This is a genomic window from Mesorhizobium sp. Pch-S (assembly GCF_004136315.1).
Classification (GTDB): domain Bacteria; phylum Pseudomonadota; class Alphaproteobacteria; order Rhizobiales; family Rhizobiaceae; genus Mesorhizobium.
This window is the reverse complement of record NZ_CP029562.1, coordinates 688,711-713,977: the sequence shown is the minus strand read 5'-3', so window position 1 is coordinate 713,977 and position 25,267 is coordinate 688,711. Positions and strand designations below refer to the sequence as shown.

23 protein-coding genes are annotated in these 25,267 nt (G+C 64.2%); 11 read left to right on the top strand and 12 right to left on the bottom strand.

What is annotated here, in order from left to right; genetic code table 11:
* Together C1M53_RS03345 and C1M53_RS03340 are read left to right on the top strand one after the other, a co-directional pair.
* Nucleotides 1-1,191, top strand: coding sequence for an acyl-CoA dehydrogenase family protein (locus C1M53_RS03345; RefSeq protein ID WP_129410948.1), 1,191 nt, complete (start codon nt 1-3; stop codon nt 1,189-1,191).
* A gap of 11 nt (nt 1,192-1,202) precedes the next feature.
* Nucleotides 1,203-1,640: a RidA family protein gene (locus C1M53_RS03340; RefSeq protein WP_129410947.1), complete on the top strand. Its 438-nt coding sequence runs from the start codon at nt 1,203-1,205 to the stop codon at nt 1,638-1,640.
* A gap of 239 nt (nt 1,641-1,879) precedes the next feature.
* Here C1M53_RS03340 and kynA read toward each other — a convergent pair whose 3' ends face one another.
* The 3 genes from kynA to C1M53_RS03325 are packed head-to-tail and all read right to left on the bottom strand — an operon-like array spanning nt 1,880 to nt 5,528.
* The gene (gene kynA, locus C1M53_RS03335) at nt 1,880-2,716 is read right to left on the bottom strand and encodes a tryptophan 2,3-dioxygenase (protein WP_129410946.1); all 837 of its coding nucleotides are present in this window, start codon (nt 2,714-2,716) and stop codon (nt 1,880-1,882) included.
* Nucleotides 2,713-3,906, bottom strand: coding sequence for a kynureninase (kynU, locus tag C1M53_RS03330; protein WP_129410945.1), 1,194 nt, complete (start codon nt 3,904-3,906; stop codon nt 2,713-2,715). Before kynU ends, kynA begins: the two co-directional genes overlap by 4 nt.
* A gap of 2 nt (nt 3,907-3,908) precedes the next feature.
* Nucleotides 3,909-5,528, bottom strand: a complete 1,620-nt coding sequence (locus C1M53_RS03325) for an AMP-binding protein (RefSeq protein ID WP_129410944.1) — start codon at nt 5,526-5,528, stop codon at nt 3,909-3,911.
* 230 nt (nt 5,529-5,758) lie between these two features.
* Between C1M53_RS03325 and C1M53_RS03320 the strand changes: the two genes are divergently transcribed.
* Nucleotides 5,759-6,589, top strand: a complete 831-nt coding sequence (locus C1M53_RS03320; protein WP_129410943.1) for an alpha/beta hydrolase — start codon at nt 5,759-5,761, stop codon at nt 6,587-6,589.
* A gap of 4 nt (nt 6,590-6,593) precedes the next feature.
* On the opposite strand, the gene C1M53_RS03315 is transcribed toward C1M53_RS03320, so the two are convergent.
* From C1M53_RS03315 to C1M53_RS03295, 5 genes are read right to left on the bottom strand one after another with little or no spacing between them, the layout of a single operon-like run.
* A complete protein-coding gene (locus tag C1M53_RS03315) occupies nt 6,594-7,094 on the bottom strand; it encodes a 4-vinyl reductase (protein ID WP_129410942.1) in 501 nt (166 codons plus the stop codon).
* Nucleotides 7,091-7,852, bottom strand: a complete 762-nt coding sequence (locus C1M53_RS03310; RefSeq protein WP_129410941.1) for an aldolase/citrate lyase family protein — start codon at nt 7,850-7,852, stop codon at nt 7,091-7,093. The genes C1M53_RS03315 and C1M53_RS03310 overlap by 4 nt, the downstream gene beginning before the upstream one ends.
* Before the next feature lie 18 nt (nt 7,853-7,870).
* The gene (locus C1M53_RS03305; protein WP_129410940.1) at nt 7,871-8,401 is read right to left on the bottom strand and encodes a flavin reductase family protein; all 531 of its coding nucleotides are present in this window, start codon (nt 8,399-8,401) and stop codon (nt 7,871-7,873) included.
* A complete protein-coding gene (locus C1M53_RS03300) occupies nt 8,401-9,495 on the bottom strand; it encodes an LLM class flavin-dependent oxidoreductase (protein WP_129410939.1) in 1,095 nt (364 codons plus the stop codon). Before C1M53_RS03300 ends, C1M53_RS03305 begins: the two co-directional genes overlap by 1 nt.
* Nucleotides 9,496-9,500: 5 nt before the next feature.
* A complete protein-coding gene (locus C1M53_RS03295) occupies nt 9,501-10,202 on the bottom strand; it encodes a GntR family transcriptional regulator (RefSeq protein WP_129410938.1) in 702 nt (233 codons plus the stop codon).
* Between the two features lie 282 nt (nt 10,203-10,484).
* Between C1M53_RS03295 and C1M53_RS03290 the strand changes: the two genes are divergently transcribed.
* From C1M53_RS03290 to C1M53_RS03280, 3 genes are all read left to right on the top strand, one after another.
* On the top strand, nt 10,485-11,699 hold the full coding sequence (locus C1M53_RS03290) for a pyridoxal phosphate-dependent aminotransferase (RefSeq protein ID WP_129410937.1): 1,215 nt from the start codon (nt 10,485-10,487) through the stop codon (nt 11,697-11,699).
* 68 nt (nt 11,700-11,767) lie between these two features.
* Nucleotides 11,768-12,568 carry an ABC transporter substrate-binding protein gene (locus tag C1M53_RS03285; RefSeq protein WP_129410936.1) on the top strand — a complete coding sequence of 267 codons (801 nt, stop codon included), beginning with the start codon at nt 11,768-11,770 and terminating at the stop codon, nt 12,566-12,568.
* 189 nt (nt 12,569-12,757) lie between these two features.
* Entirely contained in the window at nt 12,758-13,432 is a 675-nt protein-coding gene (locus tag C1M53_RS03280; RefSeq protein WP_129410935.1) for an amino acid ABC transporter permease, read from the top strand.
* A gap of 68 nt (nt 13,433-13,500) precedes the next feature.
* Here the strand turns inward: C1M53_RS03280 and C1M53_RS03275 are convergent, their stop codons facing one another.
* A complete protein-coding gene (locus C1M53_RS03275) occupies nt 13,501-14,274 on the bottom strand; it encodes a YbaY family lipoprotein (RefSeq protein WP_129410934.1) in 774 nt (257 codons plus the stop codon).
* 279 nt (nt 14,275-14,553) lie between these two features.
* Here C1M53_RS03275 and C1M53_RS03270 point away from each other — a divergent pair, with 279 nt between their 5' ends.
* Nucleotides 14,554-15,534 carry a sugar-binding transcriptional regulator gene (locus C1M53_RS03270; RefSeq protein ID WP_129410933.1) on the top strand — a complete coding sequence of 327 codons (981 nt, stop codon included), beginning with the start codon at nt 14,554-14,556 and terminating at the stop codon, nt 15,532-15,534.
* 98 nt (nt 15,535-15,632) lie between these two features.
* Nucleotides 15,633-17,690: a bifunctional aldolase/short-chain dehydrogenase gene (locus C1M53_RS03265; protein WP_129410932.1), complete on the top strand. Its 2,058-nt coding sequence runs from the start codon at nt 15,633-15,635 to the stop codon at nt 17,688-17,690.
* Nucleotides 17,691-17,915: 225 nt separating this feature from the next.
* Here the strand turns inward: C1M53_RS03265 and C1M53_RS03260 are convergent, their stop codons facing one another.
* From C1M53_RS03260 to C1M53_RS03250, 3 genes are all read right to left on the bottom strand, one after another.
* Nucleotides 17,916-18,971 carry a substrate-binding domain-containing protein gene (locus C1M53_RS03260; protein WP_129410931.1) on the bottom strand — a complete coding sequence of 352 codons (1,056 nt, stop codon included), beginning with the start codon at nt 18,969-18,971 and terminating at the stop codon, nt 17,916-17,918.
* A gap of 41 nt (nt 18,972-19,012) precedes the next feature.
* On the bottom strand, nt 19,013-20,002 hold the full coding sequence (locus C1M53_RS03255; RefSeq protein WP_129410930.1) for an ABC transporter permease: 990 nt from the start codon (nt 20,000-20,002) through the stop codon (nt 19,013-19,015).
* A gap of 78 nt (nt 20,003-20,080) precedes the next feature.
* Complete coding sequence (locus C1M53_RS03250; RefSeq protein WP_129410929.1) at nt 20,081-21,592, bottom strand: sugar ABC transporter ATP-binding protein; 1,512 nt, start codon at nt 21,590-21,592, stop codon at nt 20,081-20,083.
* Nucleotides 21,593-21,730: 138 nt separating this feature from the next.
* Between C1M53_RS03250 and mtnK the strand changes: the two genes are divergently transcribed.
* The 3 genes from mtnK (at nt 21,731) to deoC (ending at nt 25,260) form a co-directional block, all read left to right on the top strand.
* A complete protein-coding gene (mtnK, locus tag C1M53_RS03245; protein ID WP_129410928.1) occupies nt 21,731-23,002 on the top strand; it encodes an S-methyl-5-thioribose kinase in 1,272 nt (423 codons plus the stop codon).
* Nucleotides 22,999-24,093 carry an S-methyl-5-thioribose-1-phosphate isomerase gene (mtnA, locus tag C1M53_RS03240; protein WP_129410927.1) on the top strand — a complete coding sequence of 365 codons (1,095 nt, stop codon included), beginning with the start codon at nt 22,999-23,001 and terminating at the stop codon, nt 24,091-24,093. Before mtnK ends, mtnA begins: the two co-directional genes overlap by 4 nt.
* Nucleotides 24,094-24,246: 153 nt before the next feature.
* A complete protein-coding gene (deoC, locus tag C1M53_RS03235) occupies nt 24,247-25,260 on the top strand; it encodes a deoxyribose-phosphate aldolase (protein WP_129410926.1) in 1,014 nt (337 codons plus the stop codon).
* Nucleotides 25,261-25,267: the final 7 nt, after the last annotated feature.

The window sequence follows — 25,267 nt, the reverse complement described above, 5'->3', positions numbered from 1 at the left end:
ATGGACAATCCGCAGCGTTCCGGCGGCCCGACACGGGATCATCTCGACTGGCCGTTCTTTGCCGAGAACCATAGGAAGCTTGCCGCCGACCTCGATCATTTCGTTGCCGGTGGCGGTCTTGGTCATATCGACCATCACGATGCCGACGGCGCCTGCAAGGGGCTGGTTCGCAAGCTCGGCGCCGGTGGTTTCCTGCGCCATTGCGTGCCGTCGGAATTCGGCGGCGCGGCTGCGGAAATCGACAGCCGTTCGCTCTGCCTGATCCGCGAGACGCTCGCCTATGCCGACGGACTGGCGGATTTCGCCTTTGCCATGCAGGGCTTGGGCACCGGCGCCATCAGCCTGTCCGGCTCGCCGGAGATCAAGCAGGCGATCCTGCCGAGGATTGCCAAAGGCGAGTTGATATCGGCCTTCGCACTGACCGAGCCGGAAGCCGGTTCCGACGTCGCCGCCATGAGCACGTCGGCAGAGCGTCAGGGCGACGAATTCGTGCTCAACGGCGAGAAGGTCTTCATTTCCAACGGTGGCATCGCCGACGTCTATACCGTCTTTGCCCGCACCGGCGAGGCACCTGGCACGCGCGGCATCTCCGCCTTTGTCGTCTATGCCGATACGCCCGGCTTCCACATCGCCGAGCGCATCGAGACGATCGCGCCGCATCCGCTAGCCCGCATCCGCTTCGAAAACTGTCGCGTACCGGCGGCCAACCTGCTCGGTCAGCCGGGCGAGGGTTTCAAGATCGCCATGCGCACGCTGGACATCTTCCGGCCGTCCGTTGCCGCAGCTGCACTCGGCTTTGCACGGCGCGCGCTCGACGAGGCCGTGGCACACGCCAAGTCGCGCAAGATGTTCGGCGCCACGCTTGCCGATCTGCCGACCGCTCAGAGCACGCTGGGCGAGATGGCAACGGCTATCGATGCCGCATCGCTGCTGACCGTGCGCACCGCCTGGCGGCGCGACGTGCAGAAACTGCCGATCACCCGCGAAGCGGCGATGGCCAAGATGACGGCCACGGAAAACGCGCAATGGGTGATCGACCAGGCGCTGCAGATGTTCGGCGGGCGCGGCGTACGCGTCGGCGAGATCACCGAGACGCTGTACCGCGAGATCCGAGCGCTGCGCATCTACGAGGGCGCAACGGAAGTTCAGAAGCTGATCATCGGCCGTGAGCTGATGAAGGCTGGGAAATGAGTGGAGTAGACATGACTGTGACCGCAATCTCCGAACACAAGGCCGCCACGACTCCGCATCGGGTGCTGCAACCCGAAGGCTGGGCGAAGCCGATCGGATATGCCAATGGCATGGAAGCGCGCGGCCGTACCGTTTTCGTCGGCGGCCAGATCGGCTGGAACAGCCAGTGCAAGTTCGAAGTGCATGATCTGCCGGGCCAGATTAGGCAGACGCTGGAGAACGTTATCGCCATCCTGCACGAGGGCGGCGCCGGCCCCGAGCACATCACGACCATGACCTGGTACGTGATCGACCGCAAAGCCTACTCCTCGTCGCTGAAGGAGATCGGCGCTGCCTGGAAGGCGACTATGGGCCGCAACTTCCCGGCCATGGCGGTGGTCCAGGTATCGGGCCTGATCGAGGACGAGGCGCTGGTCGAAATCCAGGCGACCGCGGTCGTCCCGGATTGACGTCCTTTCCCTTCTCCCCTTGTGGGAGAAGGTGGCTTGGCAACGGCGGCTTTTGCCGCCGGAGCAGCGCCGAGACGGATGAGGGGTGTTGGAAGAAACGAGTATTATCAATATTACGCTGGTGTCGGCGTCGCTCAAACCGGGAAGATGGCACTCCTTCCAGCACCCTCATCCGACCTCGCCTGCGGCGAGGCCACCTTCTCCCACAAAGGGAGAAGGCAAAGTTCGAGGCAGATGCCCTACAGTACCGTGCGAACGGTCCACAGTTCCGGGAACAGCACCACTTCCAGCATCTTGCGCAGGTAGGAGACGCCGCCGGTGCCGCCGGTGCCACGCTTCAGCCCGATGATGCGCTCCACTGTGGTGACATGGTTGAAACGCCAGCGCCGGAAGTAGTCCTCGAAATCGACGAGCTTTTCGGCGAGTTCGTAGAGGTCCCAGTATTTCTGCGGCGCGGCATAGACCGCCTTCCATGCTTCCAGAACCTGCGGGTTTTCCTCGCGGGTCTCACGCCAGCTGGTGCGGCTGGCGTCGGCGCCGATGTCGAAGCCGTTGCGTGACAAAAGCAGCAGCGCCTCGTCATAGAGGCTGGGCTCGGCCAGGATTTCCTCGAGCTTGGCGATCAGGTCCGGCTGATGCGCGTGCGGCCCGAGCATGGCGGTGTTGCGGTTGCCGACCAGGAACTCGACGGCGCGATACTGATAGGACTGGAAGCCGGAAGACTGGCCGAGCGAGTTGCGGAACTCGGTATATTCGCTGGGTGTCATGGTGCGCAGCACGTCCCAGGAATTGTTCAGCTGCTCGAAGATGCGCGCCACGCGCGTCAGCATCTTGAACGCCGGCTGCGGCCGGTCGGAACGGATCTCGCGCATCGCCGAACGGATCTCGTGGATCGCCAGCTTCATCCACAGTTCCGACGTCTGGTGCTGCACGATGAACAACAGCTCGTCATGCGCGGTGGAAAGCGGTTCCTGCGCATCGAGCACGCGCTCGAGATGCAGATAGTCGCCATAGGACATGCGTTCCTTGAACGACATCTGCGCGCCTTCCCGGGAAGGATCGTAGGGCTTGCTCATGTCACCAGGGCTTTCTTGCGGTATTGCGGCTCATCCCAGCGCTTGTTGTTCATGACGTCTTCGAGCACGCCGACCGCGCCGAGCACTTCCTGTTCGCCGATGTAGAGCGGCGTGAAGCCGAAGCGGACGGCGTCGGGCGCACGGAAGTCGCCGATCACGCCGCGCGCGATCAGCGCCTGCATGATGGCGTAGCCTTCGGGATGGCGGAACGAAACCTGGCTGCCGCGTTCAGCACCGTTACGCGGCGAGGCGAGCGTCAGCTCCGGGCAGCGTGTCTCGACCTCGCGGATGAAGAGATCGGCGAGCGCGATCGACTGCTTGCGCACATCGGCCATGGACACGCCTTCCCAGGCATCCATGGCGGCATCGAGCGCGGCCATGGCGATCACTGCCGGCGTGCCGACGCGCATGCGGTCGATGCCGGCGCCCGAGCGGTAGTCGAGGTCGAAGGCGAAGGGGCTTTCATGGCCGAGCCAGCCGGACAGGGCAGGCCGCACCTTGCCGGCATGTTTCGGCGCGACATAGATGAAGGCCGGGGCGCCGGGGCCGCCATTGAGATATTTGTAGGTACAGCCGACGGCAAAGTCGGCCCTGGCGCCTTCGAGATCGACGGCGAGGGCGCCGGCCGAATGCGCCAGATCCCAGACGGTCAGCACGCCGGCGGCATGCGCCTTGGCGGTCAGCTTCTTCATGTCGTGCAGGCGGCCGGTGCGGTAGTCGACCTCGGTGATCATCAGCACGGCGACGCTTTCATCGATCGCTGCCTCGACCTCTTCCGGATCGACCACCTTCAGCTCGTAGCCCTTGTCGAGCGAGCGCAGCAGGCCTTGAGCCATATAGAGGTCGGACGGGAAGTTGCCGTTGTCGGAGAGCACGACACGCCGGGATGGATTGAGCTCCAGGGCGGAGGCGAGTGCCTGGTAGACCTTGATCGACAGCGTGTCGCCGACCACGACAGTGCCTTCCGGCGCGCCGATCAGCTTGCCGATGCGGTCGCCAAGCCTGCGCGGCTGCATCATCCAGCCGGAGGCGTTCCAGCCGCGGATCAGTTGTTCGCCCCACTGCGCGGTCATCATTTCCTGCACGCGTTGGGTGGCGCTTTTCGGCAGCGGCCCCAGCGAATTGCCGTCGAGATAGAACACGCCGTCCGGCATGTGGAAGAGGCTGCGTGTCCTTGTAAAGTCGGTCATGATCAGTGGGTGTCTTTCAAGCGGAAACGTTGGATCTTGCCGGTCTGGGTTTTCGGCAGCGCATCGATGAACTTGATCGAGCGCGGGTATTTGTAGGGCGCGATGGTCGCCTTGACATGGTCCTGCAGGCGCTTGGTTGTCAGGTCATCGGCCGCTACGCCTTCCATCAGCACGACATGCGCCTGCACGATCTGGCCACGCTCCTCGTCGGCCGCGCCGATGACGGCGCATTCCTTGACGTCGGCGTGCGACAGCAGCGCTGCCTCCACCTCCGGCCCGGCGATGTTGTAGCCGGCCGAGATGATCATGTCGTCGGAGCGCGCGGCGAAGTGCAGATAACCATCCTCGTCCTGGAAGAAGGAATCGCCGGTCAGGTTCCAGCCCTTGCGCACATACTTGGTCTGGCGGTCGTCGGCCAGATAGCGGCATCCGGTCGGTCCGCGCACGGCCAGCCGCCCGACTTCGCCGCGCGGCAGCTCGTTCATGTCGTCGTCGACGATCTTGGCCTCATAGCCGCCGACGGGCTTGCCGGTGCAGGCCGGCTTGGAATCGCCGAAACGGTTGGAGATGAAGATGTGCAGCATCTCGGTGGCGCCGATGCCGTCGAGCATCGGCTTGCCGGTCTTCTCCATCCATTCCTCGTAGACCGGGGCCGGCAGCGTTTCGCCGGCCGAGACGGCGGCGCGCAGCGAGGACAGGTCGGCGCCTTTGTCCATCGCCGCCAGCATGGCGCGATAGGCGGTCGGCGCGGTGAAGCAGACGGTGGCGCGGTAGGTCTGGATGATCTCGACCATGTTGGGCGGCGAGGCGTTCTCCAAAAGGGTCGCGGCCGCGCCGAAGCGCAGCGGGAAGATCGCCAGCCCGCCGAGGCCGAAGGTGAAGGCGAGCGGCGGCGAGCCGATGAAGACGTCTTCCGGCGTCACGCTCAACACCTCGCGGGCATAGCCGTCGGCGATGATGAGAAGGTCGCGGTGGAAATGCATCGTCGCCTTCGGCATGCCGGTGGTGCCGGAGGTGAAGCCGAGCAGGGCGACGTCGTCGCGCCCGGTCTTGACCGCATCGAAGCGCACCGACTTGTCGAGCGCGATGCGGTCGAGTTCCGCATCATGGTTGGCGGTGCCGTCGAAACCGATGACCTGCTTCAGGAAATTGCTCTGCTTGGCGCAGGCCACCATCTCTTCCATCAGCCTGGTATCGCACAACGCCAGCGTGATCTCGGCCTTGTCGATGATCTGGGCAAGCTCGCCAGCGCGCAGCATCGGCATGGTGTTGACCACCACGGCACCGGCCTTGGTCGCGGCAAGCCAGCAGGCCACCATGGCCGGGTTGTTGGCCGAGCGGATCAGCACCCGGTTGCCCGGCTTGACGCCGTAGTTCTCGACCAGCGCATGGGCCAGCCGGCTGGTCCAGTCGGCCAGCTCCTTGTAAGTGCGGCGGCGGCCGTTGCCGATCAGCGCGGTATGGTCGCCGAAGCCCTTTTCGACCATGCGGTCGGTCAGTTCGACACCGGCATTGATGTGGTCGGGATAGTCGAAGCCGTCGAGCAGGAAGTCCGGCCAAAGGTCCGGAGGCGGGAGATTGTCTCGTGCAAACGTGTCGGTATGCGCCGTCGGCCCAAGCATCTCGTTCGATCTCCCAGCTTCCGTAAGGTCTGCGCCGGCCATCTTGGTGGGGCCTTGTTCTGCGGCGGTAGGAGCAGCCCTGCAGCGTCTCCATCCGTTCCGCTGAGGGAAACGCTCGCATAGCGCCAAAGTTATTTCAAGCATAAAGTTTATCGTTGCACTGGCCCGGCGCTTGCCTATGGTAGAGGTCGAGGATGCCGGCCGCAGCCGGTAGGGAAGGGACAGCGAACATGGTCGTTCACAAGATCGTCGACTGGGACAATGCCTACACCAACGGCGCCAACATCGCCGGCGGCGACCGCTGGCCGGCGGCCTGGGTAGCGCCGGCGGCAGCCTATCGCGACGAGTTGGCGGCGTCCGGCCGCGCACAGCTCGACATCGCCTACGGTCCGGGAACACGCAACCGGCTCGACCTGTTCCTGCCGGTAGGCACGCCGAAGGGGCTCGTCGTCTTTGTGCATGGCGGTTACTGGATGGCGCTCGACAAGAGCTTCTGGTCACATCTGGCGCGCGGCGCCGTTGAAAGCGGCCATGCGGTGGCGATGCCGTCCTACACGCTGGCTCCCGAGGCGCGTATCGGCCAGATCTCGGCCGAAATCGGCGCTGCGATAACGAAAGCGGCGGAGCTGGTCGATGGCGACATCCGCCTGACCGGGCACTCCGCCGGCGGTCATCTGGTCACGCGCATGATCTCGGCGACGTCACCCTTGCCGGAGGCCGTGCGGCGCCGCGTCGTCAACACGGTCTCGCTGTCCGGCGTGCACGATCTGCGGCCGATCATGCAGACGGGGATGAACAGGACGCTGAAGATCGATGCCGCGGAAGCCGCTGTCGAGAGCCCCGCCTTGCTGCTGCCGATGGATGGCGCGCGGCTGGTCTGCTGGGTCGGTGGCGGCGAACGCGCGGAATTCATCCGCCAGTCCGAACTGCTCGCCAACATCTGGACCGGACTAGGAGCTTCGACAGGTTTTTATGCCGAGCCTGACCGCCATCATTTCAGCGTCATCGATGGCCTGGCCGATGCCACGCATCCGCTGACCCGGATATTGCTGGAAAGCTAAAACCTCAGACCGGGCGCGCCTCGAAGCGGCATGCCGCGGCGCCACAGGCGACGCATTCGGTTTCGCGCGCCACGACATCGTCGCTGTCCAGCACCATGCGACCGACCGCCGTCGCCATGCCGGCGATGGCATGGCAGACAGGCTTTGAAGCGGAGCCGTAGCCTGCCGCGAACGGGCTGTTGCGGACGGTGAGTTCAATGCTGTCGCTGCCGCGCGCGAACGACCAGGCACCCCAGCCGAGATCGGGCGCGGTGTTGGCCACCGTTGCCAGCAGGGCGTCGGCATCGCCGCCACCATGTGCCTTGTAGGCACGCGCGCTGTCGCCGCCCATTTCGATCACCGAAGCCGCCAGCGCCTCCAGCGCCTTCCGCCGGGTCTCGTCGTCGAGGCGACGGAACATCCCCATCAGCGCCTCGGGCCGCATCAGCATGTAGCGGCGGCTTTCGTCGAGCACCTGGCCGTTGCCGCCGTCGAAATCCAGCCGCTCGCGAAAAGGCGGCTTCACGATGCCGCTCCGGCGAAATCGCGCACCACACCGTTGAAGGCGTCACGCACCACGTCGACATCGGAAGCGAGCACGACAAGGTGATAACCCTCGGCGCGTCGTTCGAGCGCTTTGTCGACATTGCCGGTGAAGATGCCGCACGGGATGCCGGCCCTAGCGCAGGCCTCCTTCACGCGCAGGCAGCCTTTTTCCGTGGCGTCGCCGCCCTGGCCTTGTGCCGCATAGGAGATGCCGAGATCGCCGGTGCCGATCAGCACGAAGTCCAGTCCGGGTGTGGTGATGATCGCCTCGGCCTGCTCGACCCCGGCAGCGGTCTCGATCATCAGGCCGACGGCCACATGTCCCGCCCGTTCGAGATAGGTGCCGAATCCCATCGAAAGCGGTCGCACGCCGCCGCCCGAGCGATGGCCGTGCGGCGGGAAGCGGGCGGCGGAGATCGCCTGCTCGGCCTGCGCGCGGCTTTCGATCAGCGGCACCAACACGCCGTCGCAGCCGGCATCCAGTGCGTTGCCGATCGCTGTCGTCGAACTGTCCGCGACGCGTGCGATCACCGGAGCGGTGCCGGCTGCAATGCCGACGGTCGTCTCCAGCGAGCGGCGATCCCACAGCCCGTGCTGCAGGTCGATGACCAGCGCATCGGCGCCGGAGTGCGCTGCCATTTCGGTGATCGAGGCATGGCCGAGCGTCAGCCAGACCAGGCCGAGCTGGTCGTTGGCGGCAAGGCGGGTCTTCAGCCGGCCGGACAGGACAGGGGACATCGGCTGGTCTCCGTTACGTTATTGGCCGTTAATGGTGAGGAAGCGCCCGTGGGCGTAGAAGATCGGCTCGCGCTCGACACGGTCGAGCGTCACCTTGGTCACCAGCCCGATCAGGATCAGATGCGAGGCGCGTGCGATGATTTCGCCGACCCGGCATTCGAACACGGCGCGCGCGCCGACCAGCAGTGGAGCGCCGGCTTCGCCGCGAACCCAGGAGCCCGCCGAGAACCGCGCCACGCCCTTGGCCGTCGTCATGCCGCCGAAGACGCGTGCGACATTCTCCTGGTCCGCCGCCGGCAGATTGACGGAAAAGGCCATGTCCTGCCGGGTAAGCGAAGCGAAGGTGCTGTTCTTGTGCACGCAGGCCAGCAGCGAAGGCGGCTCGGCGCTGAACGAACAGACGGCGGTTGCCGTCAGCCCGAAGCAACCATGCTCGGCATCTTCGGCAGCCAGGATCGCCACGGCGCCGGCCATCGCACGCATGCCTTGCTTGAAGCCGCGCGGGTCGACCGTGCCGTGCGCGGGCAGCGCGCCGGTTGCCACGTCCATCAGTTCATCCTCAGCCCGGCCTGGCGCATCAGCGGCAGCACGCGGTCGCAGAAGAATGGCAGGTCGTAGGTGTAGTTGACGAAGGAGAGGGCGGCACCTGCATAACCCTGCTCCATGATGCGGATCAGGTCGTCGACGATCTTCTCCGGCGTGCCGACCAGCGGGTAGGTGCCGGCGCCGCCGGCAAAACGCTGCCGGTATTCGGTGAACGCCTTGTCGTCATGTGAATGGGCGAATTCCTTCTTCTTCTTCATATGCTCGTCGACGGCGCCCTTGTCGGCGAGTTCGAGTGCATAGCGACGGTAATAGTCTTCCGCCTCCTGCTGCGTTTCGCGGCAGACCACGTGGCAGACCGTATAGACGCCGACGTCGCGGCCAACTTCGGCGGCGCGGTTGGCGATATCGACGACATGGGCGCGGCCTTCCGAGATTTCGGAAAAGGTCGAGAACAGATAGTCGCAGTGGCGCGCCGCGTAGTTGCGGCCCGGTGCGCCGAAGGCGGCATTCATCGTCACCGGGCGCGGCGCCTGCAGGCTGGCCGGCCGGCTCACCACGCCTTTCAGGTCATAGAATTCGCCGGCGAAGTCGAACGGCTCGCGCGACTTGTAGGCGCGTTCGATGATGGTGATCCATTCTTCGGCCTGGTCGTAGGTGCGCTCGCCGACCGTCTGGCCGAACATCGCGAATTCATCCGGGTTCCAGCCGCAGACGATATTGAGCCCGGCACGGCCACCTGAGATGTGGTCGACGGTGGCCAGCGCCTTGGCGGCCTGCAGCGGATGGACCAGCGGCACGTGCACGGTCATGAACAAGGCGATGTTTTCTGTCGCCGTCGCCAGTCCCGCCGCCCAGGTGAAGGTCTCGAACGACCATTCGCGCGCATGGGTGACGCCGCCGAAGCCGCGCCAGCGCGCGATCGGCAGCAGGAACTCCAGCCCCGCGCTGTCGGCGATGCGCGCCGCGTTCAGATTGTCGTCCCAGCGCGCACGCCACCGCTCGGGCGCCGTCGTCATCGCCAGGCCGCCATCGGCGTTCATGGAGAAGACGCCGAGCTTGAACTTGTTCGGGCCCTTGAGCGGATGCGGCTTGATCATAAGGATTATCCCTGCGGGCGCCGGCCTTCGTCACCGGCGGATTCCAGTGCCTTGGTGAGTGCGACGAAACGCTCCTCGGCATGCTGGATGAAGGTGGTCATATGGTCGAAGGCAGCCATCGAGTCGCGGTTCGCGAAGGCGTCATAGAGCCTGCGCATGCCTGCCAGCACGACCGCCTGCGTCGGCTGGTGCGTCAGCGTGCCGAGGCGCACGACCTGCACATGGTCGGCAAAACGCGCGATGGCCGAGGCCAACCTGTCATTGTCGACGGCTTCCAGCCATGAGCGGCGGAAGCGGACATTGGCCTGGAACAGAAGTTCGGCATCGGCGGTCGCGACGGCTTCTTCGGCATCCTTCAGCGCAGCGGCGAGCCGTTCCATCCCGGCGGTATCCAGCGTGCGTGCGGCATGGGCCGCAGCGCGCGGCTCGAGACAGCGCCGCACTTCGAAGATGTTGGCGACATCGGTCGGCGTCAGCGTCGGCAGCATGAAGCCGCGCGTGGTGCCGACGAGATAGCCTTCATGCGTGAGCTGCAGCAGGGCTTCGCGTACCGGCATGCGGGATACGCCGAGGTTGCCTGCGATCTCCACATCGACCAGCCGGTCGTTGGCGCCCAGGGCGCCGCGATGGATGCGATCGCGGATGTCTTCATAGATCTGGGCGCGCAGACTGCCGCCGGAGCCTTTGAACGGCCTTTCGTCAGACATCAGACTTCTCCGCATTCAGTATACTGTTTAAAGCCGATTTCTCGATGTATGCGGCCCGAACTTTACGACCCGCAAGCGATAAGAAAGGCCAAAAACGGCGAATTTCGCTGAAGCTAGCGCGTATTTTGCAAGAAGCGCAAGCGGGTGGATAAAAAATTTTAGGCTTGAACAGTATACTGTTTCATGCGTTATTAAACCCGTTGATGAGGCTGGATGCGCTGTGTGTGCCGGGCCTCGTTCCGGCGCGTCTTTGGCCGGCGTGTCTTCGGGAGGAACTGCCATATGACCTTGAGCAGAAGCGGCGCATCCGCCTATCCGGCGAATGTCCGGCCCTTTCCGCCGCTCGAGGGCATCCGCCCGCAGATCCAGGACCTGCGCACCGAAAACATCGCCCAGCTGGCCGCCAAGGCGCAGAGCCTCGGTGATGTCATTCCTCTCTGGTACGGCGAAGGCGACATGGTCACGCCGGGCTTCATCATCGACGCCGCCAAGGCGGCGCTGGATGCCGGCCAGACCTTCTATATTCCCAATATGCGTGGCCTGGGTTCGCTGACGACCGCGCTTTCCGACTATCAGAGCCGGCTGCATGGACGGCACATTGCGATCGAGCGTTCGACTGTGACGCCCGGCGGCATGCATGCCGTGATGCTGGCGATGGAACTGCTGGTCGATGTCGGCACCAACGCCGTCTATATCGAGCCGCAATGGCCCAACATCCACAACGCCATCCATCTGGTCGGCGGCGAGCCACGCCCGGTGGCGCTGGCCTTCGATGGCGAATGGCGGCTCGATCTCGACGCCGTGTTCGCACGTTGCGATGCCCGCACACGCGCTATCTTCCTGTCGACACCAAGCAACCCGTTGGGTTGGACCGCGACGCGCGAGGAGTTGCAGGCGCTGCTCGATTTCTCGCGCCGCACCGGCATCTGGATCGTCTCCGACGAGGTCTATGGCCGCCTCTACTTCGACGGTGAGGTCGCGCCTTCCATGTTGCAGATCGCCGAGGACGACGATCGTGTCCTGGTGGTCAATTCTTTCTCCAAGGCCTGGGCGATGACCGGCTGGCGCATTGGCTGGCTGTCGCATCCGACCGGTGTCGCTGACCAGGTCGCTGCCATGACGCAATATGCCAACAGCGGTACCGCTGCCTTCGTGCAGGCCGGCGCCGAGGCGGCATTGCGCCAGGGTGAGCCGCTGGTGACTGAAATCCGCGAGCGGGCCAGGCTTGGCCTCGACATCGCCTATGAGGCGCTGGCGAAGCTCGACGGCATCATCCTGCCGTCGAAGCCGAAGGGCGGCATGTATGCCTTCTTCGCTTTCGAAGGGCAGGAGGATTCGCGCGAGGCCTGCGCCCGCGTCATCGAGAAGGCGCGCGTCGGCCTGTCGCCCGGCTACCTCTTCGGCAATGCGTCCCGCTCTTTCCTCAGAATGTGCGTGCTGCGCGACCCGGATCAGATCCGGCAAGCCGCCGCCCGCATGGTGTCGGCACTTTCATGACGAAGGGTCGCGTCCGGACAGACCCATCCCGCCGCAACGAACCGGCGGGTCAATATAAGGGGAACCAAATGCTTCTTAACCGCCGCAATCTGATCGGCGCCTTCGCGGCGCTGACGATGGGTCTCGGTGCTGCGTCGCTGGCGCATGCCGAAACGTTGCTAGTGGGCGCCTATCCGGCCAACCCGCCCTGGGAAAACAAGCTCGAGACCGGCCAGTTCGAAGGCTTCGAGGTCGATCTCGTCAAGGAGATCGGCAAGCGCATCGGCTCGGAGGTCGAAATCCAGGATCTCGGCTTCCAGGCGCTGTTTTCGGCCACCGTTTCCGGCCGTATCGATCTGGCGATCTCCTCGATCACCATCAACAATGATCGCCTGCAGAACCAGGCTTTCACGCAGGGCTATTACGACAGCGACATCGCGCTGGTGGCCAAGAAGGACACACCGCTGAAGACGCTGGACGACATGAAGGGCAAGACCGTCGGCGCCATCTCTGCCTCGGTCGGCGAGGCCTGGATCAAGGCCAACACCGAGAAATACGGCATCAAGGAATATCGCGGCTACGATACGCAGCAGAACCTCATTCTCGACGTACAGTCGGGCCGTCTCGACGGTGCCATCGGCGATATCGCCGGTTTCCAGTTCGCCTTCACCAAGATGCCCGACATGGCGGTGGTGACGGCGATCCCGACCGGCGACAAGTTCGGCATCATGATGAAGAAGGGCTCGCCTCTGCTCGAAAAGGTCAACGGCGCTATCGATGCCATCAAGAAGGACGGCACCATGGCCGCACTTCACAAGAAGTGGCTGGGTGCGGAGGCCGCCGCTGATTCATCGACCAACAAGATCCTGCCCATTCCGCAGGCTCAGTAAGCCGGGCGGGGGCTCGGCCGATGCCGGTGGCGACACGTTGGACGCCGCCGGCATCGTGTTGTTCGGGAGGCTGCCACGGGCTGCTCACCGGGTTACAATTGTGACCAGGATCAACTCTGATTGTCGCAGGACTGCCGGAAGTCAGAGGCTCCCGGCATGCGGCCGTAACGACGCGGACGGATCGTCACGATGGGATTGCTAGAAACCTTCTTCAACTGGGACGTTCTCGTCCGCGCCTTCCCGATGCTGGTCAGGGGCCTCGGCAACACGCTGCTGCTCGGTTGTGCCGCTATCTTCTTCGGCGGACTGCTCGGCCTGGGCGTCTGCCTGATGCGGCTCTATGCGCCGAAACCGCTGCGCCTGCTGGCGGTCGGCTTCATCGATATCTTCCGTGCGACGCCGATCCTGGTCGTGCTGATCATGATCTACTACGCACTGCCCTTCGTCGGCATCCGCCTGTCGGCCTTTACCTCGGCCACGCTCGCCCTCTCCATGGTTCTGGGCGCCTTCACGGCGGAAGTCTGCCGCGCCGGCATCGAGAACATCCCCAAGGGCCAGTTCGAGGCGGCCGCGGCGCTTGGCCTGCCGTTCTGGACTGCCATGCGCAAGGTGATCCTGCCGCAGGCGCTGCGAATCGTCGTGCCGCCGCTCACCAGCAATGCGGTTTCCATCTTCAAGGACACCGCGCTGGCTTCCGTGGTGGCGATGCCGGATCTGCTCAAGCAGGCGACGGACGCGCAGGCCCTCATGGCCAACCCGACGCCGCTGGTCGGCGCGGCCCTGATCTATCTGCTGTTCCTGTGGCCGCTGGTGCGGCTGGTCAGCTGGCTGGAGCAGCGTTCCAAGGCCGATCCGAGGGCGTAGAGTAGAATTCCACAAATTGAGAAAAAAGGCCGGTCAGGGGGAACCTGACCGGCCTTTTTTGATGGCAATCAGCCGATACGCGCGAGCACCGCTACGGCACGACCGCGCCTGTCCAGCAAGGTGAGCTTGCGGCGGCGCTGGTCGATGCGCCAGCTCCGCGCCTCGCCGAGCGCTGCGTGGAACTTGCTTTCCTGGTCCATGATCGCCGGTGCACAAGCCATCTGGGTGCTCATCAGCGAACCGAAGCGGATGCGGGTGCCGGTGATCTTGGCACTGCCACCGTAGCCGTTGCAGCCGCCCTTGCCGGACACGCCGCCATTGGCGTCGATCTTCAGCGTGGTCTGCAGGTTGTCGATCACGCCACGGCCGTTGATGTCCTCGGCAAGCCATTCCCCGGCAATGCCGAGTTCGGCGCTCGGTTCACCTGCAACACGCTCGACGCGAATCTCGGTGTTGTTCGGACCGCCATCGAAAACCGTATGGCGCGTCGTGTTGATGAACAGCAGCTGTTTGCCTTGGGTTATGCGGGCCTGCAGCGCATAGGTGCGGCCCTTGCGGATCTGGCTGGAATCGAATGCCAGCCTGTAGCGAACCGGGCTGGCGCGGGCGCGACGGATCACATGGCGGGCGATGGTCCTGGAGGGTGCGTCGGCCAGGGAGATGTCGACCAGAGAGACCTCGACTGTCGAGTTCGGCGGCAGCATCATCCGTTCGCGATAGGTCACCGTTCCGGTCAGTGTCATGCTCCGCGCTTCGGCCTGCACCGCAGGCAAGGCAAAGGCGACGGCCATCAGTCCGATCATGTGGCGGCGGTTGAGGTTCATCGTGGCAATCCTTTCCATGGCTGGCCAGTCCTGCTTGAGATGTGGACTGGCCGGACTGTCTCCCTGTGGTGCTCATAAGAAGCAAGGTATGAACCCTTGCTGAACAGCTTTCGGTTGCAACTTTGTCGGCTCGACAATCTGAAGCATGTCGCGCAAAACTGTGCAGCGATTTGTGATAACGACATGCGCAAAATCCGGGACCTGCCGTCTGCCCCGGCGGCTGCACATCCCGGTGCAATGAGCTTGTTTGACTTTTGTCAGTCGTCGTGAATAATGTCGAAAACGAGATTTTCGAGCATGGCGATCCGGGCGGCAGACCAGATCATTCACAAGGCGGCGTGGCTTTATTACACGCATGGACTGCGCCAGGACGAGGTGGCGAAGAAGCTCGACATCTCGCGCGCTTCCGTTGCCACCTATCTGCGCAAGGCGCGTGAGACCGGCATCGTCAACATCTCCACGTCTACCCAGCTTTTCACCGAGGACACGCTGGCTCGGGAAGTGGAAGATGCGTTCGGGCTCACCACTGTCTGGATCGCGCCGCAGGATCGCCAGGCGCTCGATACCGGCGTCGAAGTGCCGGCCCTTGCCGCGGGTGTCTTCCTCGAACTCGTCAATCGCGGTGACCGTATCGGCGTCGCCTGGGGCCGCACTGTCTATGCCGTTGCCGATGTGATGTCCTTCGCCGACCTGCAGGACGTCACCGTCGTGCAACTCTGCGGCAATCTCGGTGCGCCTTATTCGCAGCGCCCGGACCAGTGCACCATGGAGATCGCCCGGCGCCTCAACGCCAGGGGCCTCAATTTCTACGCGCCGCTGTCGCTCAGTTCCGAAAGGCTGGCGCGCGAACTGCGCGACGAGCCGGTCATCAAGGAGCAGCTCTCGCTGGTCGCACGCTGCGATCTGGCACTATTTTCCGTCGGCACCATCGATGCCGAGAGCCATATCGTCAAATGCGGCGCCCTGACGCCGGCCGAGATGTTCGCGCTGCGCGATCAGGGAGCGACGGGTGTCATCGCCGGCCAGCTCATCGATGCCACCGGCAAGCTGCTCGACTGCGACTACAACCGCCGTGTCATCTCCGCCGATCTTGCCTCGATGCGCGCTATCCCCAAGCGCATGATGGTGGTGCAGGAAGAAAACAAGCTGGAGCCGCTGCAGGCAGCCCTTGCAGGCGGGCTCTGTTCGCATCTCGTACTCCCGGCCGGCCTGGCGCGACGCCTGCTCGACGCGCAGGGTTCGCGCCTGTCGCAAAAGCAAGATCGGCCTGACCTATAAGAAATCCGAAAGCCGACTTGGCAGGCCGAAACGCCTGCTCGATGGCTGGTGTATGCAACCCGACCCTCTCTATCCCAATTGAAAATGTGGACGACCCGATGAAAAATCTCTGGAACGACGCCGAAGCCGAAAATGTGGTGAAGGCCTATGCGGCAAAGGGCGTGGACCGTGATCTGGCACTGCGGGTCTACACCACCCGCCTGCTCGGTGGCGAGCCGAGGCTCGTCCTGCATGGCGGCGGCAACACCTCGGTGAAGACCAAGGTCACCGACTTTGTCGGCGACGAATGGGATGTGCTCTGCGTCAAGGGCAGCGGTTGGGACATGGCCGTCATCGAGCCGCAGGGCCTGCCGGCGGTGAAGCTCGGCGCGTTGCTCAAGGCACGCAGGCTGGACAGCCTCTCGGACGAGGACATGGTCGCGCTGCAGCGCGCCAACCTGATCGATCCGTCTTCGCCCAACCCGTCGGTCGAGACGCTGCTGCATGCCTTCCTGCCGCACAAATTCGTCGATCACACCCACTCGACCGCGATCCTTGCCATCGTCGACCAGGGCGGCGACAGCGAGGCGCTGTCGAAGAAGGTGTTCGGCGACAAGATGGGTTTCGTGCCCTACATCAAGCCGGGTTTCGACCTCGCCAAGGTCGCGGCCGACGTCTACGACGCCGACCCGAGCGTCGAAGGCCTGATCCTCGACAAGCATGGCATCTTCACCTTCGGTGATGACGCCAGGCAGGCCTACGATCGCATGATCCACTATGTGACGATGGCCGAGGACTATGTCGCCAAGAACGGCAGCAACCCGCTGAAGCCTGCGTCGCTGCCGGCCACGCTGGCGAAGCCGGAAGAGGTCGCCTCGATGCTGCGCGGCGCAGTCGCCGTCGCCAGGGGCGAGGGGCGCTTCGATCGCATGGTCAGCGATTTCCGCACGTCGGATGCCATCCTGGAATTCGTCAACTCGGCCGCCATTGCCGATTACGCCGCCGCCGGCGTCTCGACGCCGGACCTGTCGATCCGCATCAAGACCGGTCCGATGGTGCTGCCGGCGCCGGATGCGTCCGATCTTGCCGGTTACAAGGCCGAGATCGGCAAGCGTGTCGCCGCCTACATGGCCGAATACACCCGCTATTTCGAAGAGAACGACGCGCTGGACGACGTCAAGCGCACCATGCTCGATCCGATGCCGCGTCTGTCGCTGGTGCCGGGTCTTGGCATGTTCGGCCATGGCCGCACGCTGAAGGATGCCAGGATCGCTTCCGATGTCGGCGAGATGTGGATCGAGGCGGTCAAGGGCGCGGCCAGCGTCGGCACCTTCCGTCCGCTCGCCAAGTCCGATCTCTTCCCGCTCGAATACTGGTCGCTCGAACAGGCCAAGCTCGCTTCCAACAAGCCGAAGCCCCTGACCGGCCAGATCGTGCTGGTCACCGGTGGCGCCGGCGCCATCGGCGCTGCCACCGCCAAGGCCTTCGCCCGTGAAGGTGCGCATGTGGTGGTGGTCGACCTCGACGCGGCAAAGGCGGCGGAAGCGGCCAAGGCCGCCGGCAACAATTCGATCGGCGTCGGCGCAGACATCACCAATCCGGCCGAAGTGCGCGCTGCCTTCGATCAAGCCGTTAAGGTGTTCGGTGGCATCGACATCGTCGTCTCCAACGCAGGCGCCGCCTGGGAAGGCATGATCGCCGATATCGACGACGCGCTGCTGCGCAAGAGCTTCGAACTCAACTTCTTCTCGCATCAGAGCGTGGCGCAGAACGCGGTGCGCATCATGCGCGAGCAGGGCACGGGCGGCGTGCTGCTGTTCAACGCTTCCAAGCAGGCGGTGAACCCGGGCGCCAAGTTCGGTGCTTACGGCCTGCCCAAGGCTGCGACGCTGTTCCTGTCGCGCCAGTATGCGCTGGAATATGGTCCGATCGGTATCCGTTCGAACGCCGTCAATGCCGACCGCATCCGCTCCGGCCTGCTGACCGACGCCATGATCGCCAGCCGCTCCACCGCGCGTGGCCTTTCGGAGAAGGACTACATGTCCGGCAATCTGCTCGGCCAGGAGGTCACCGCCGACGACGTCGCCCAGGCGTTCTTGCATCAGGCGCTGGCCGAACGCACCACGGCGGATGTGACGACGGTGGACGGCGGCAACATCGCCGCAGCGCTGAGATAATCTGACCTGCTCTCTGTCTTCGCGGAGAGCTTGATCATCTTGAACAACAATGGGCGTCCTTTTGGGCGCCCATTGTTGTTTTGAATGTAAGCTGGCCGCTCTGTGCGTTGCGTTGAAGCATGCTTCAGAACCGCGGCCCATGCAGCGGTGCGTGGGAAACATTCCGCACCAAAAAAGCAGCCCGCCGAAGCGGGCTGCTTTTTTGCTGTCATTTGTCGTTGGTGCTTACTTGGCGTTCGGGTTCGGCATCCACTTCGGCATGGCGACATCGGCATGGGCGAACTGCGGCAGCTTGGCCGACAGCTCTTCCATGTTCTTGATGTCCTTTTCGACCAGTTCCTTCTGGGTGATCAGCGTCGGCGGCACGATCACGCTCTTGCCCGGATCTTCACCGGCGAGAAGCTGTGCCAGAGCGCGTACCGAGACCTGGCCGACGACGGCGGGGTTGGTAGCAGCGGTTGCAGCCCAGGCGCTGTCAGGCTCCCGCATGGCAGCGATGTCGGAGGTCGAGATGTCGGCCGAATAGATCTTGACGTCCTTCGACAGGCCGGCCTCATCCACCGCGATCTTCACACCCTTGGCGAACTCGTCATAGGGCGCGAACATCACCTTGATGTCGGGGTTCGCCGACAGCACCGAACGGGCCTGGTTGGCGACCGAGTTGGCGATCGGATTGTCGAGGGTGCCGAACTGTGCGGCTTCCTTGATGCCCGCATACTTCTTCTTGAACTCCACCCAGGTCTCGTTGCGGCGGTCGAGCGGCGCGATGCCGGCGACGTAGACGTAACCGGCCTTCCAGCTTTCGCCATTGTCCTTGATCGCCTGCTCCAGCGCCAGGCGGGCGAGGTCGCGGTCCGACTGCTCGATCTGCGGGATCTTCGGATTTTCGACATTGACGTCGAAGGCCACGACCTTGATGCCGGCGTCGACCGCGCGCTGGGCGGCTTCTTTCATCGATTCCGTCAAGCCATGCTGGATGATGATGCCGTTGACGCCGAGCGCGATCGCCTGGTCGACCATGTCGGCCTGCAGGGCCGCATCCTGCTTGGAATCCAGCACGCGCAGGTCGACGCCAAGCGCCTTGGCCTGCGATTCAACACCGGCCAGATAGGCCTGGAAGAAGTCGCCGGTGGAGAGATAGCGCACCAGCGCGATCTTGACCTGCCCCGGCTTGTCGAACGGCGCCGGCTTGTCCTGCGCCAGCGCTGGCGAGAAGCCCAGCGTCGTCGCGCCGAGCAGGCCGACGGCCAGCTTGGCGAATGTTCTGCGATCGAATTTCATCTAAGTCCTCCGCTTGGTTTTTTAGTCGTTGATTGCCGCAATTACCTTTTGGCCCTGGTCGACAGGGCAAATGTGAAGACGAGCGCGACCACGAGCACGCCACCCTTGACGAAATCCTGGGTGTAGTAGGGCGCGTTCATCATGGTCAGGCCCTGCAGGAGCACGCCGACGAACAGGGCGCCGACGGCCGTGCCGAAGGCGTTGGGCTTCGAGGCGCCCAGCACGGCAAAACCGATCAACGCCGCCGCCACCGCGTCGAGCAGCAGATTGTTACCCGAGGCGATGTCGCCGCGTCCAAGCCGGGCAGCGAGCAAAATCCCGCCGATTGAGGCGAATATACCGGAAATGACATAGGCCCAGATCTTGTATGCCTTGACAGGCGCGCCGGCGAGTTCGGCCGCGCGCTCATTGGAGCCGACGGCGTACATCATGCGGCCGAAACGCGTGTATTCCAGGAAGAACCAGATCGCCACCGCCAGCACCACCAGCACCACGACGGACACCGGCACCAGGTTCGGTGCGAAGAAATCGAAACGGTAGCGGCCGAGCGCGAGGAAGGCGTCGCTGAACTTGCCGGGGGCGACCGAACCGTCGGGCATGGTCATGCCGGTGGCGATCGAGCGGCCTTCGGTCGGGATGCGCTGCAGGCCGAGCAGCAGGAACATCATGCCGAGCGTCGCCAGCAGATCCGGCACGCGCATGTAGACGATGAGGAAGCCGTTGATCAGGCCGATCAGCACGCCGATGGCCAGGCAGACCAGCACCGCTACCAGCGCATTCTGGTTCAGCACCACCATGACATAGGCGGCCGCCATCATGGCACTGGTCGCTACCGAGCCGATGGACAGGTCGAAGCCGCCGACCACCAGGGTCGCGGTCACGCCGAGTGCCAGGATGCCGGTGATCGCCACCGACTGGAAGATGAACACCGCGCTCTGCGGCGACACGAAGCCGTCGGCGGTGGAGGCAAAATAGGCAACCAGTGCCGCGAACAGCACGAGGAAGCCATAACGCACGGCAATATCACGCATTTAGGCGCAGACCTCGCTGCTCACAAACCCACCACCGGCTAGCTGCGCCATTCGCGCCCCCTTTATCGTTCTCATTGTTCAGGCCGCGCCTCGCGCCGTCTGGCCGGCGACTTCCGCCAGCAGGCGGTCCATGTCGATGCGCTCGTTCCTGTGTTCGCCGACGATGGTGTGCTCGGACATGACCAGGATGCGGTCGGCGGTTTCGACCGCCTCATCGATCTCGGTGACGAAGACCAGTGTCGCGCGACCGGACGCATTCGCCCTCAGCTTGGCGGCGATGTCGCGTCTTGCGGCGATGTCCACGCCCTGGAAGGGCTCGTCCAGCATGAACAGGGAGGAGGGCTGCGCCATCCAGCGCGCCACCATCACCTTCTGCTGGTTGCCGCCCGACAGCGTCGACATCTCGTCCTTCTCGGAGCGGCAGACGATGCCCAGTTCGCTGATCTGGCGGCGGGCGATGGCGCGTTCGGCGCCGCGGCGCAGCACGCCGAAAGCAGAGATCCGCTTCAGGAACGGCAGGCTCATATTCTCGTAGATGTTGAAGGCGCTGACGATGCCGCTTTCGCTGCGATCCTTGGCGACAAGGAAGGCGCCGCCGGCAATCGCTTCCGCCGGTGTACGAGGGGTGTAGCTGTTGCCGTTCAGGGTCATCGACCCGGCAAGCGGCTGGCGCAGCCCGAACAACGTCTCGGCCAGTGCCGTCTTGCCGACACCGACCAGACCGGTGATCGCCACGATTTCACCGTCACCGAGGGAAAGCGAGATCGGCCTGGCGCCGTCGGCGATCACCAGATTGTCGGCGGTGAAGATCGTCCTGCCGCCCGGCTTGGCGGCAAAGGCGCTCTGGTGAACCTTGCGGCCGAGCATGGCATTGACCGCACCCTCATAATCGAGCGGCTTGCTGTCGAACGTGCCGACGATCTGGCCGTCGCGCAGCGAGACGATGCGATCCGCTAGCCGGCGGATGTCCGACATGCGGTGCGAGATGTAGAGGATGGCGACGCCGTGCGATTTCAGTCGGTCCACGAGTGCGAACAGCCGGTTGGCCTCGGCGCTGGAGAGCGAAGAGGTCGGCTCGTCGAGGATCAGCACCTTCGGCTCGTGCGCCATGGCGCGTGCGATCGCCACCATCTGGCGGTCGGCCAATGTAAGGTCACCGATCGAAGCGCCAAGGTCGATGTCGAGCCCCATGCGCTCGGCAACGGCGCGGGCCTCGCGCTGGATGCGACGCGGGTTGAGGATGAGGGGCTGGCCTTTGCCGCTGAGCCGGTCGAGCGTCAGGTTGGTGCCGACGTCGAGAGCTGCGACGACGCCGTCATTGATGTTCTGGTGCACCGTGACGACACCGGCGCGGATGGCTTCCGCCGGGGTCCTTGGCGCGAAGTCGGCGGCGCCCAATGTCATGGCGCCGCCATCACGCGAATAGACGCCGCTGATGACTTTCACCAGCGTCGACTTGCCCGCTCCATTGGCGCCCATCAGCACCGTCACCTCGCCTGGATGCAGGTCGAGGCTGACGCCGCCAAGAACTTGGGTCGGGCCGAAGGATTTCTTCAGATCCGCGATGCGGAACACGGCTTCTGCGGCCATATTCTCCTCCTTGACCCCGACGCTAGGAACAATCTCGTCATTTGTCAACACGATTGACAAATGACAGAATGGTTCCTAGCCTTTTACCTGTCATGACCGTTCGCTAACAGAAACGGGGACGCGGATCGGGAGGCCGACATGGCAAAAAATGCTTCGTTCGAGGCGCTGACGGTCGAAACTTTGCCTGCCAGGCTCGGCGCCCTCGCCGCACTCACCGATCAGCTCGGCGACGATGTTTCTGCCTGGCGTGTACGCGAGGTTGGCGACGGCAATTTGAACCTCGTCTTCATTGTCGAAGGGCCGGCCGGTTCGGCCGTCGTCAAGCAGGCACTGCCCTATGTCCGGCTGGTGGGTGAAAGCTGGCCGCTGCCGCTGAAACGGTCCTTCTTCGAATATCATGCACTGGTCAGGCAGGAGGCGCGCGCCGGCGTCGGCACGGTGCCTGCGGTGTTGCATTTCGACGAGGCGCAGGCGCTGATCGTCATGGAATATCTCACGCCGCACATCATCCTGCGCAAGGAGCTGATCGCCGGCCGCGAACTGCCACGCATCGGCGTGGATCTCGGCCTGTTCGTGGCACGCACGCTGTTCCGCGGCTCCGACCTGCATATGGCGGCGCGCGACCGCAAGGCCGACCTTGCGCTGTTCGCCGACAATGTCGAATTGTGCGACATCACCGAGAACCTGGTCTTCACCGATCCCTATTTCGAAGCGAAGCTGAACCACTACACGCCGGCGCTCGAACCGCTGGTGGCCGAACTGCGTGCCGACCGCGACCTCAAGGTGGAAGCACAGCGTCTCAAGCATCTGTTTGCGGCCAATGCGGAAACGCTGCTGCATGGCGACCTGCACACCGGCTCCGTCATGGTGACCGACACCGACACAAGGGTCATCGATCCCGAATTCGCCTTCTACGGGCCGATGGCGTTCGACGTCGGCATGCTGCTGGCCAATTTCTGGATGTCCTATTTTTCCCAAAGCGGCCATGAACAGGATGGCTCGCGCGAAACCATGCGCGCCTATCTTCTTGAGACGGTCACCTCGATCTGGGCGGTCTTCCGCACCGAGTTTTCGCGCCTCTGGCGCAGCGAACGCACCGGCATGCTTTATGCCCGCAGCCTGTTCGAGGATCGCGGTGACCCGCTCGGTGCCGAACAGGCGCTCGACCGCGTGTTGCACGACATCTGGCAGGATCTTCTGGGGTTCGCCGGTGTCGAATGCCACCGCCGCATCCTCGGCCTCGCCCACAATGCCGATTTTGAGACCATCGGGGACGAAGCCGTGCGTGCGGTCTGCGAGGCCAAGGCGCTGCGGTTCGGCCGTCACATCGCGGTCAACCGCCGCGCCATCCACAGCATCGAGGAGGTCAACGCGTTTGCCGCGCTGATCGAAAAAGGAGCATACGCGTGAACGTAGGCGGCAAGCATTTTCGCACCATCTGGCTGAACGAGGACGGCCGTTCCGTCGACATCATCGACCAGCGCTGGCTTCCGCACGAGTTTCGCGTCGTCACCTTGTCGACGGTTGAGGATGTCGCTGTCGCCATCCGTGACATGTGGGTGCGCGGCGCACCGTTGATCGGCGTTACCGCCGCCTACGGCATGGCGATCCAGATGCAGGCCGACGCGTCGGATGCTGCCCTCGATACCGCCTGGGAACAGCTCAATGAGACGCGTCCGACGGCGATCAACCTGCGCTGGGCGCTGGATGAGATGCGCAAGCTCCTGAAGCCGCTGCCGGTTTCCGAGCGTGTTGCCGCCGCCTACAAGCGCGCCGCCGAGATCGCCGACGAGGATGTCGAGCTCAACCGCTCGATCGGCGGCAACGGCCTTGCCATCATCAAGGAGATCGCTGCCCGGAAGAAGCCGGGCGAACGCGTCAACATCCTCACCCATTGCAACGCCGGCTGGCTGGCGACGGTCGACTACGGCACCGCCACCGCCCCGATTTATCTGGCGGTCGAGGCCGGCATCCCGGTCCACGTCTATGTCGACGAGACACGCCCCCGCAACCAGGGCGCCCAGCTCACCGCCTGGGAAATGGCCGGGCATGGCGTGCCGCACACCTTGATCGTCGACAACGCCGGCGGTCACCTGATGCAGCATGGCGAGGTCGACATGGTCATCGTCGGCACCGATCGCACCACCGCCAATGGCGATGTCTGCAACAAGATCGGCACCTATCTGAAGGCGCTCGCCGCCAGGGACAACGACATTCCCTTCTATGTCGCGCTGCCGTCGCCGACCATCGACTGGACGGTGTCGGACGGACTGAAGGAAATCCCGATCGAGGAACGTTCCGGCGATGAGGTTTCCTTCGTGCAGGGCAAGACCGAAACCGGCGAGATCGCCCGCGTGCGCGTATCGCCGGAAGCGTCGCCAGCCGGCAACCCCGCCTTCGACGTGACGCCGGCGCGTCTCGTCACTGGCCTGATCACCGAACGCGGTGTTGCCAAGGCTTCGCGCGATGGACTGGCTGCCTTGTTTCCAGAGCGGAAATAAGCGCCGGCCTTCGAAAGCCCGCATTCAACTCTGAAGCAGCGACAGCCCGTCAAGGCCGATTGAGCCTTGGCGGGCTTCGCGATTCGCGCAATATGGATGTTTCGGCGCGGTCGTCCTTTAGCTGTCACCGTCCGGGCGTATGGGAGGTGTGAGATGAATGTCGTCGACAAGCACAGGGGTGGCCAGCCGGCCGGCGCCGCCGTCTTCGCCAACCAGTTGCACCCGTACAATCCGCCGATCCCGTTTTCGCTCGACCCGATCGAAGCCGTCCGCGTCAATCTGAGCGCAGCGGAACGCCGCACGTCCTCGCTCGGTGGTCGCCGCACGGTCAAGAAGGAATGGCAGGCGGCCTGGCTGGTGCGCGCGCTGCAATGCATCGATCTCACCACGCTGAATGGTGACGACACTGCCGGTCGCGTGCGCCGTCTCTGCGCCAAGGCGCGCCAGCCGCTGCGCGCCGACCTGCAGGACGCGCTTGGGCTTGGCGACCGCACCATCACCACCGGTGCCGTCTGCGTCTATCATCGCTTCGTCGCCACCGCGGTCGATGCGCTCCAGGGTTCGGGCATTCCGGTCGCCGCCGTCTCCACCGGCTTTCCGGCCGGCCTTTCGCCGCTGGACACGCGGCTGAAGGAGATCGAGGCTTCCGTCGCCGATGGCGCCGAGGAGATCGACATCGTCATCACCCGCGAACATGTGCTGACCGGCAACTGGCAGGCTCTCTATGACGAGGTCAAGGCCTGCAAGGAAGCCTGTGGGCCGGCGCACATGAAGACCATCCTGGCCACCGGCGACCTGCAGACCCTGCGCAATGTCGCCCGCGCCTCCTGGGTATCTATGATGGCGGGATCCGACTTCATCAAAACGTCTACCGGCAAGGAAGCGATCAACGCGACGCTTCCGGTCACGCTGGTGATGATCCGTGCCATCCGCGAGTACCGCGAGATGACCGGCCACGTCGTCGGCTACAAGCCGGCCGGTGGTATCTCGACCGCCAAGGACGCGATGGCCTATCTGGCGCTGATGAAGGAAGAGCTCGGCAACGATTGGCTGCAGCCCAATCTGTTCCGCTTCGGCGCTTCATCATTGCTCGCCGACATCGAACGCCAGCTCGAGCACTACGTCACCGGTCGTTACGCGGCCTTCAGCCACCACGCTATGGCGTAACGGGGGT

Coding starts and splice junctions, on each gene's coding strand:
- C1M53_RS03340 (WP_129410947.1), top strand. CDS start 1,203: ATGACTGTGACCGCAATCTCCGAACACAAGGCCGCCACGACTCCGCAT.
- C1M53_RS03265 (WP_129410932.1), top strand. CDS start 15,633: ATGAAAAATCTCTGGAACGACGCCGAAGCCGAAAATGTGGTGAAGGCC.
- C1M53_RS03290 (WP_129410937.1), top strand. CDS start 10,485: ATGACCTTGAGCAGAAGCGGCGCATCCGCCTATCCGGCGAATGTCCGG.
- C1M53_RS03310 (WP_129410941.1), bottom strand. CDS start 7,852: ATGTCCCCTGTCCTGTCCGGCCGGCTGAAGACCCGCCTTGCCGCCAAC.
- C1M53_RS03260 (WP_129410931.1), bottom strand. CDS start 18,971: ATGAAATTCGATCGCAGAACATTCGCCAAGCTGGCCGTCGGCCTGCTC.
- C1M53_RS03345 (WP_129410948.1), top strand. CDS start 1: ATGGACAATCCGCAGCGTTCCGGCGGCCCGACACGGGATCATCTCGAC.
- mtnK (WP_129410928.1), top strand. CDS start 21,731: ATGGCAAAAAATGCTTCGTTCGAGGCGCTGACGGTCGAAACTTTGCCT.
- C1M53_RS03305 (WP_129410940.1), bottom strand. CDS start 8,401: ATGGACGTGGCAACCGGCGCGCTGCCCGCGCACGGCACGGTCGACCCG.
- C1M53_RS03270 (WP_129410933.1), top strand. CDS start 14,554: ATGGCGATCCGGGCGGCAGACCAGATCATTCACAAGGCGGCGTGGCTT.
- C1M53_RS03300 (WP_129410939.1), bottom strand. CDS start 9,495: ATGATCAAGCCGCATCCGCTCAAGGGCCCGAACAAGTTCAAGCTCGGC.
- C1M53_RS03255 (WP_129410930.1), bottom strand. CDS start 20,002: ATGCGTGATATTGCCGTGCGTTATGGCTTCCTCGTGCTGTTCGCGGCA.
- C1M53_RS03295 (WP_129410938.1), bottom strand. CDS start 10,202: ATGTCTGACGAAAGGCCGTTCAAAGGCTCCGGCGGCAGTCTGCGCGCC.
- kynU (WP_129410945.1), bottom strand. CDS start 3,906: ATGACCGACTTTACAAGGACACGCAGCCTCTTCCACATGCCGGACGGC.
- C1M53_RS03320 (WP_129410943.1), top strand. CDS start 5,759: ATGGTCGTTCACAAGATCGTCGACTGGGACAATGCCTACACCAACGGC.
- kynA (WP_129410946.1), bottom strand. CDS start 2,716: ATGAGCAAGCCCTACGATCCTTCCCGGGAAGGCGCGCAGATGTCGTTC.
- C1M53_RS03325 (WP_129410944.1), bottom strand. CDS start 5,528: ATGCTTGGGCCGACGGCGCATACCGACACGTTTGCACGAGACAATCTC.
- C1M53_RS03280 (WP_129410935.1), top strand. CDS start 12,758: ATGGGATTGCTAGAAACCTTCTTCAACTGGGACGTTCTCGTCCGCGCC.
- deoC (WP_129410926.1), top strand. CDS start 24,247: ATGAATGTCGTCGACAAGCACAGGGGTGGCCAGCCGGCCGGCGCCGCC.
- C1M53_RS03250 (WP_129410929.1), bottom strand. CDS start 21,592: ATGGCCGCAGAAGCCGTGTTCCGCATCGCGGATCTGAAGAAATCCTTC.
- C1M53_RS03285 (WP_129410936.1), top strand. CDS start 11,768: ATGCTTCTTAACCGCCGCAATCTGATCGGCGCCTTCGCGGCGCTGACG.
- C1M53_RS03275 (WP_129410934.1), bottom strand. CDS start 14,274: ATGGAAAGGATTGCCACGATGAACCTCAACCGCCGCCACATGATCGGA.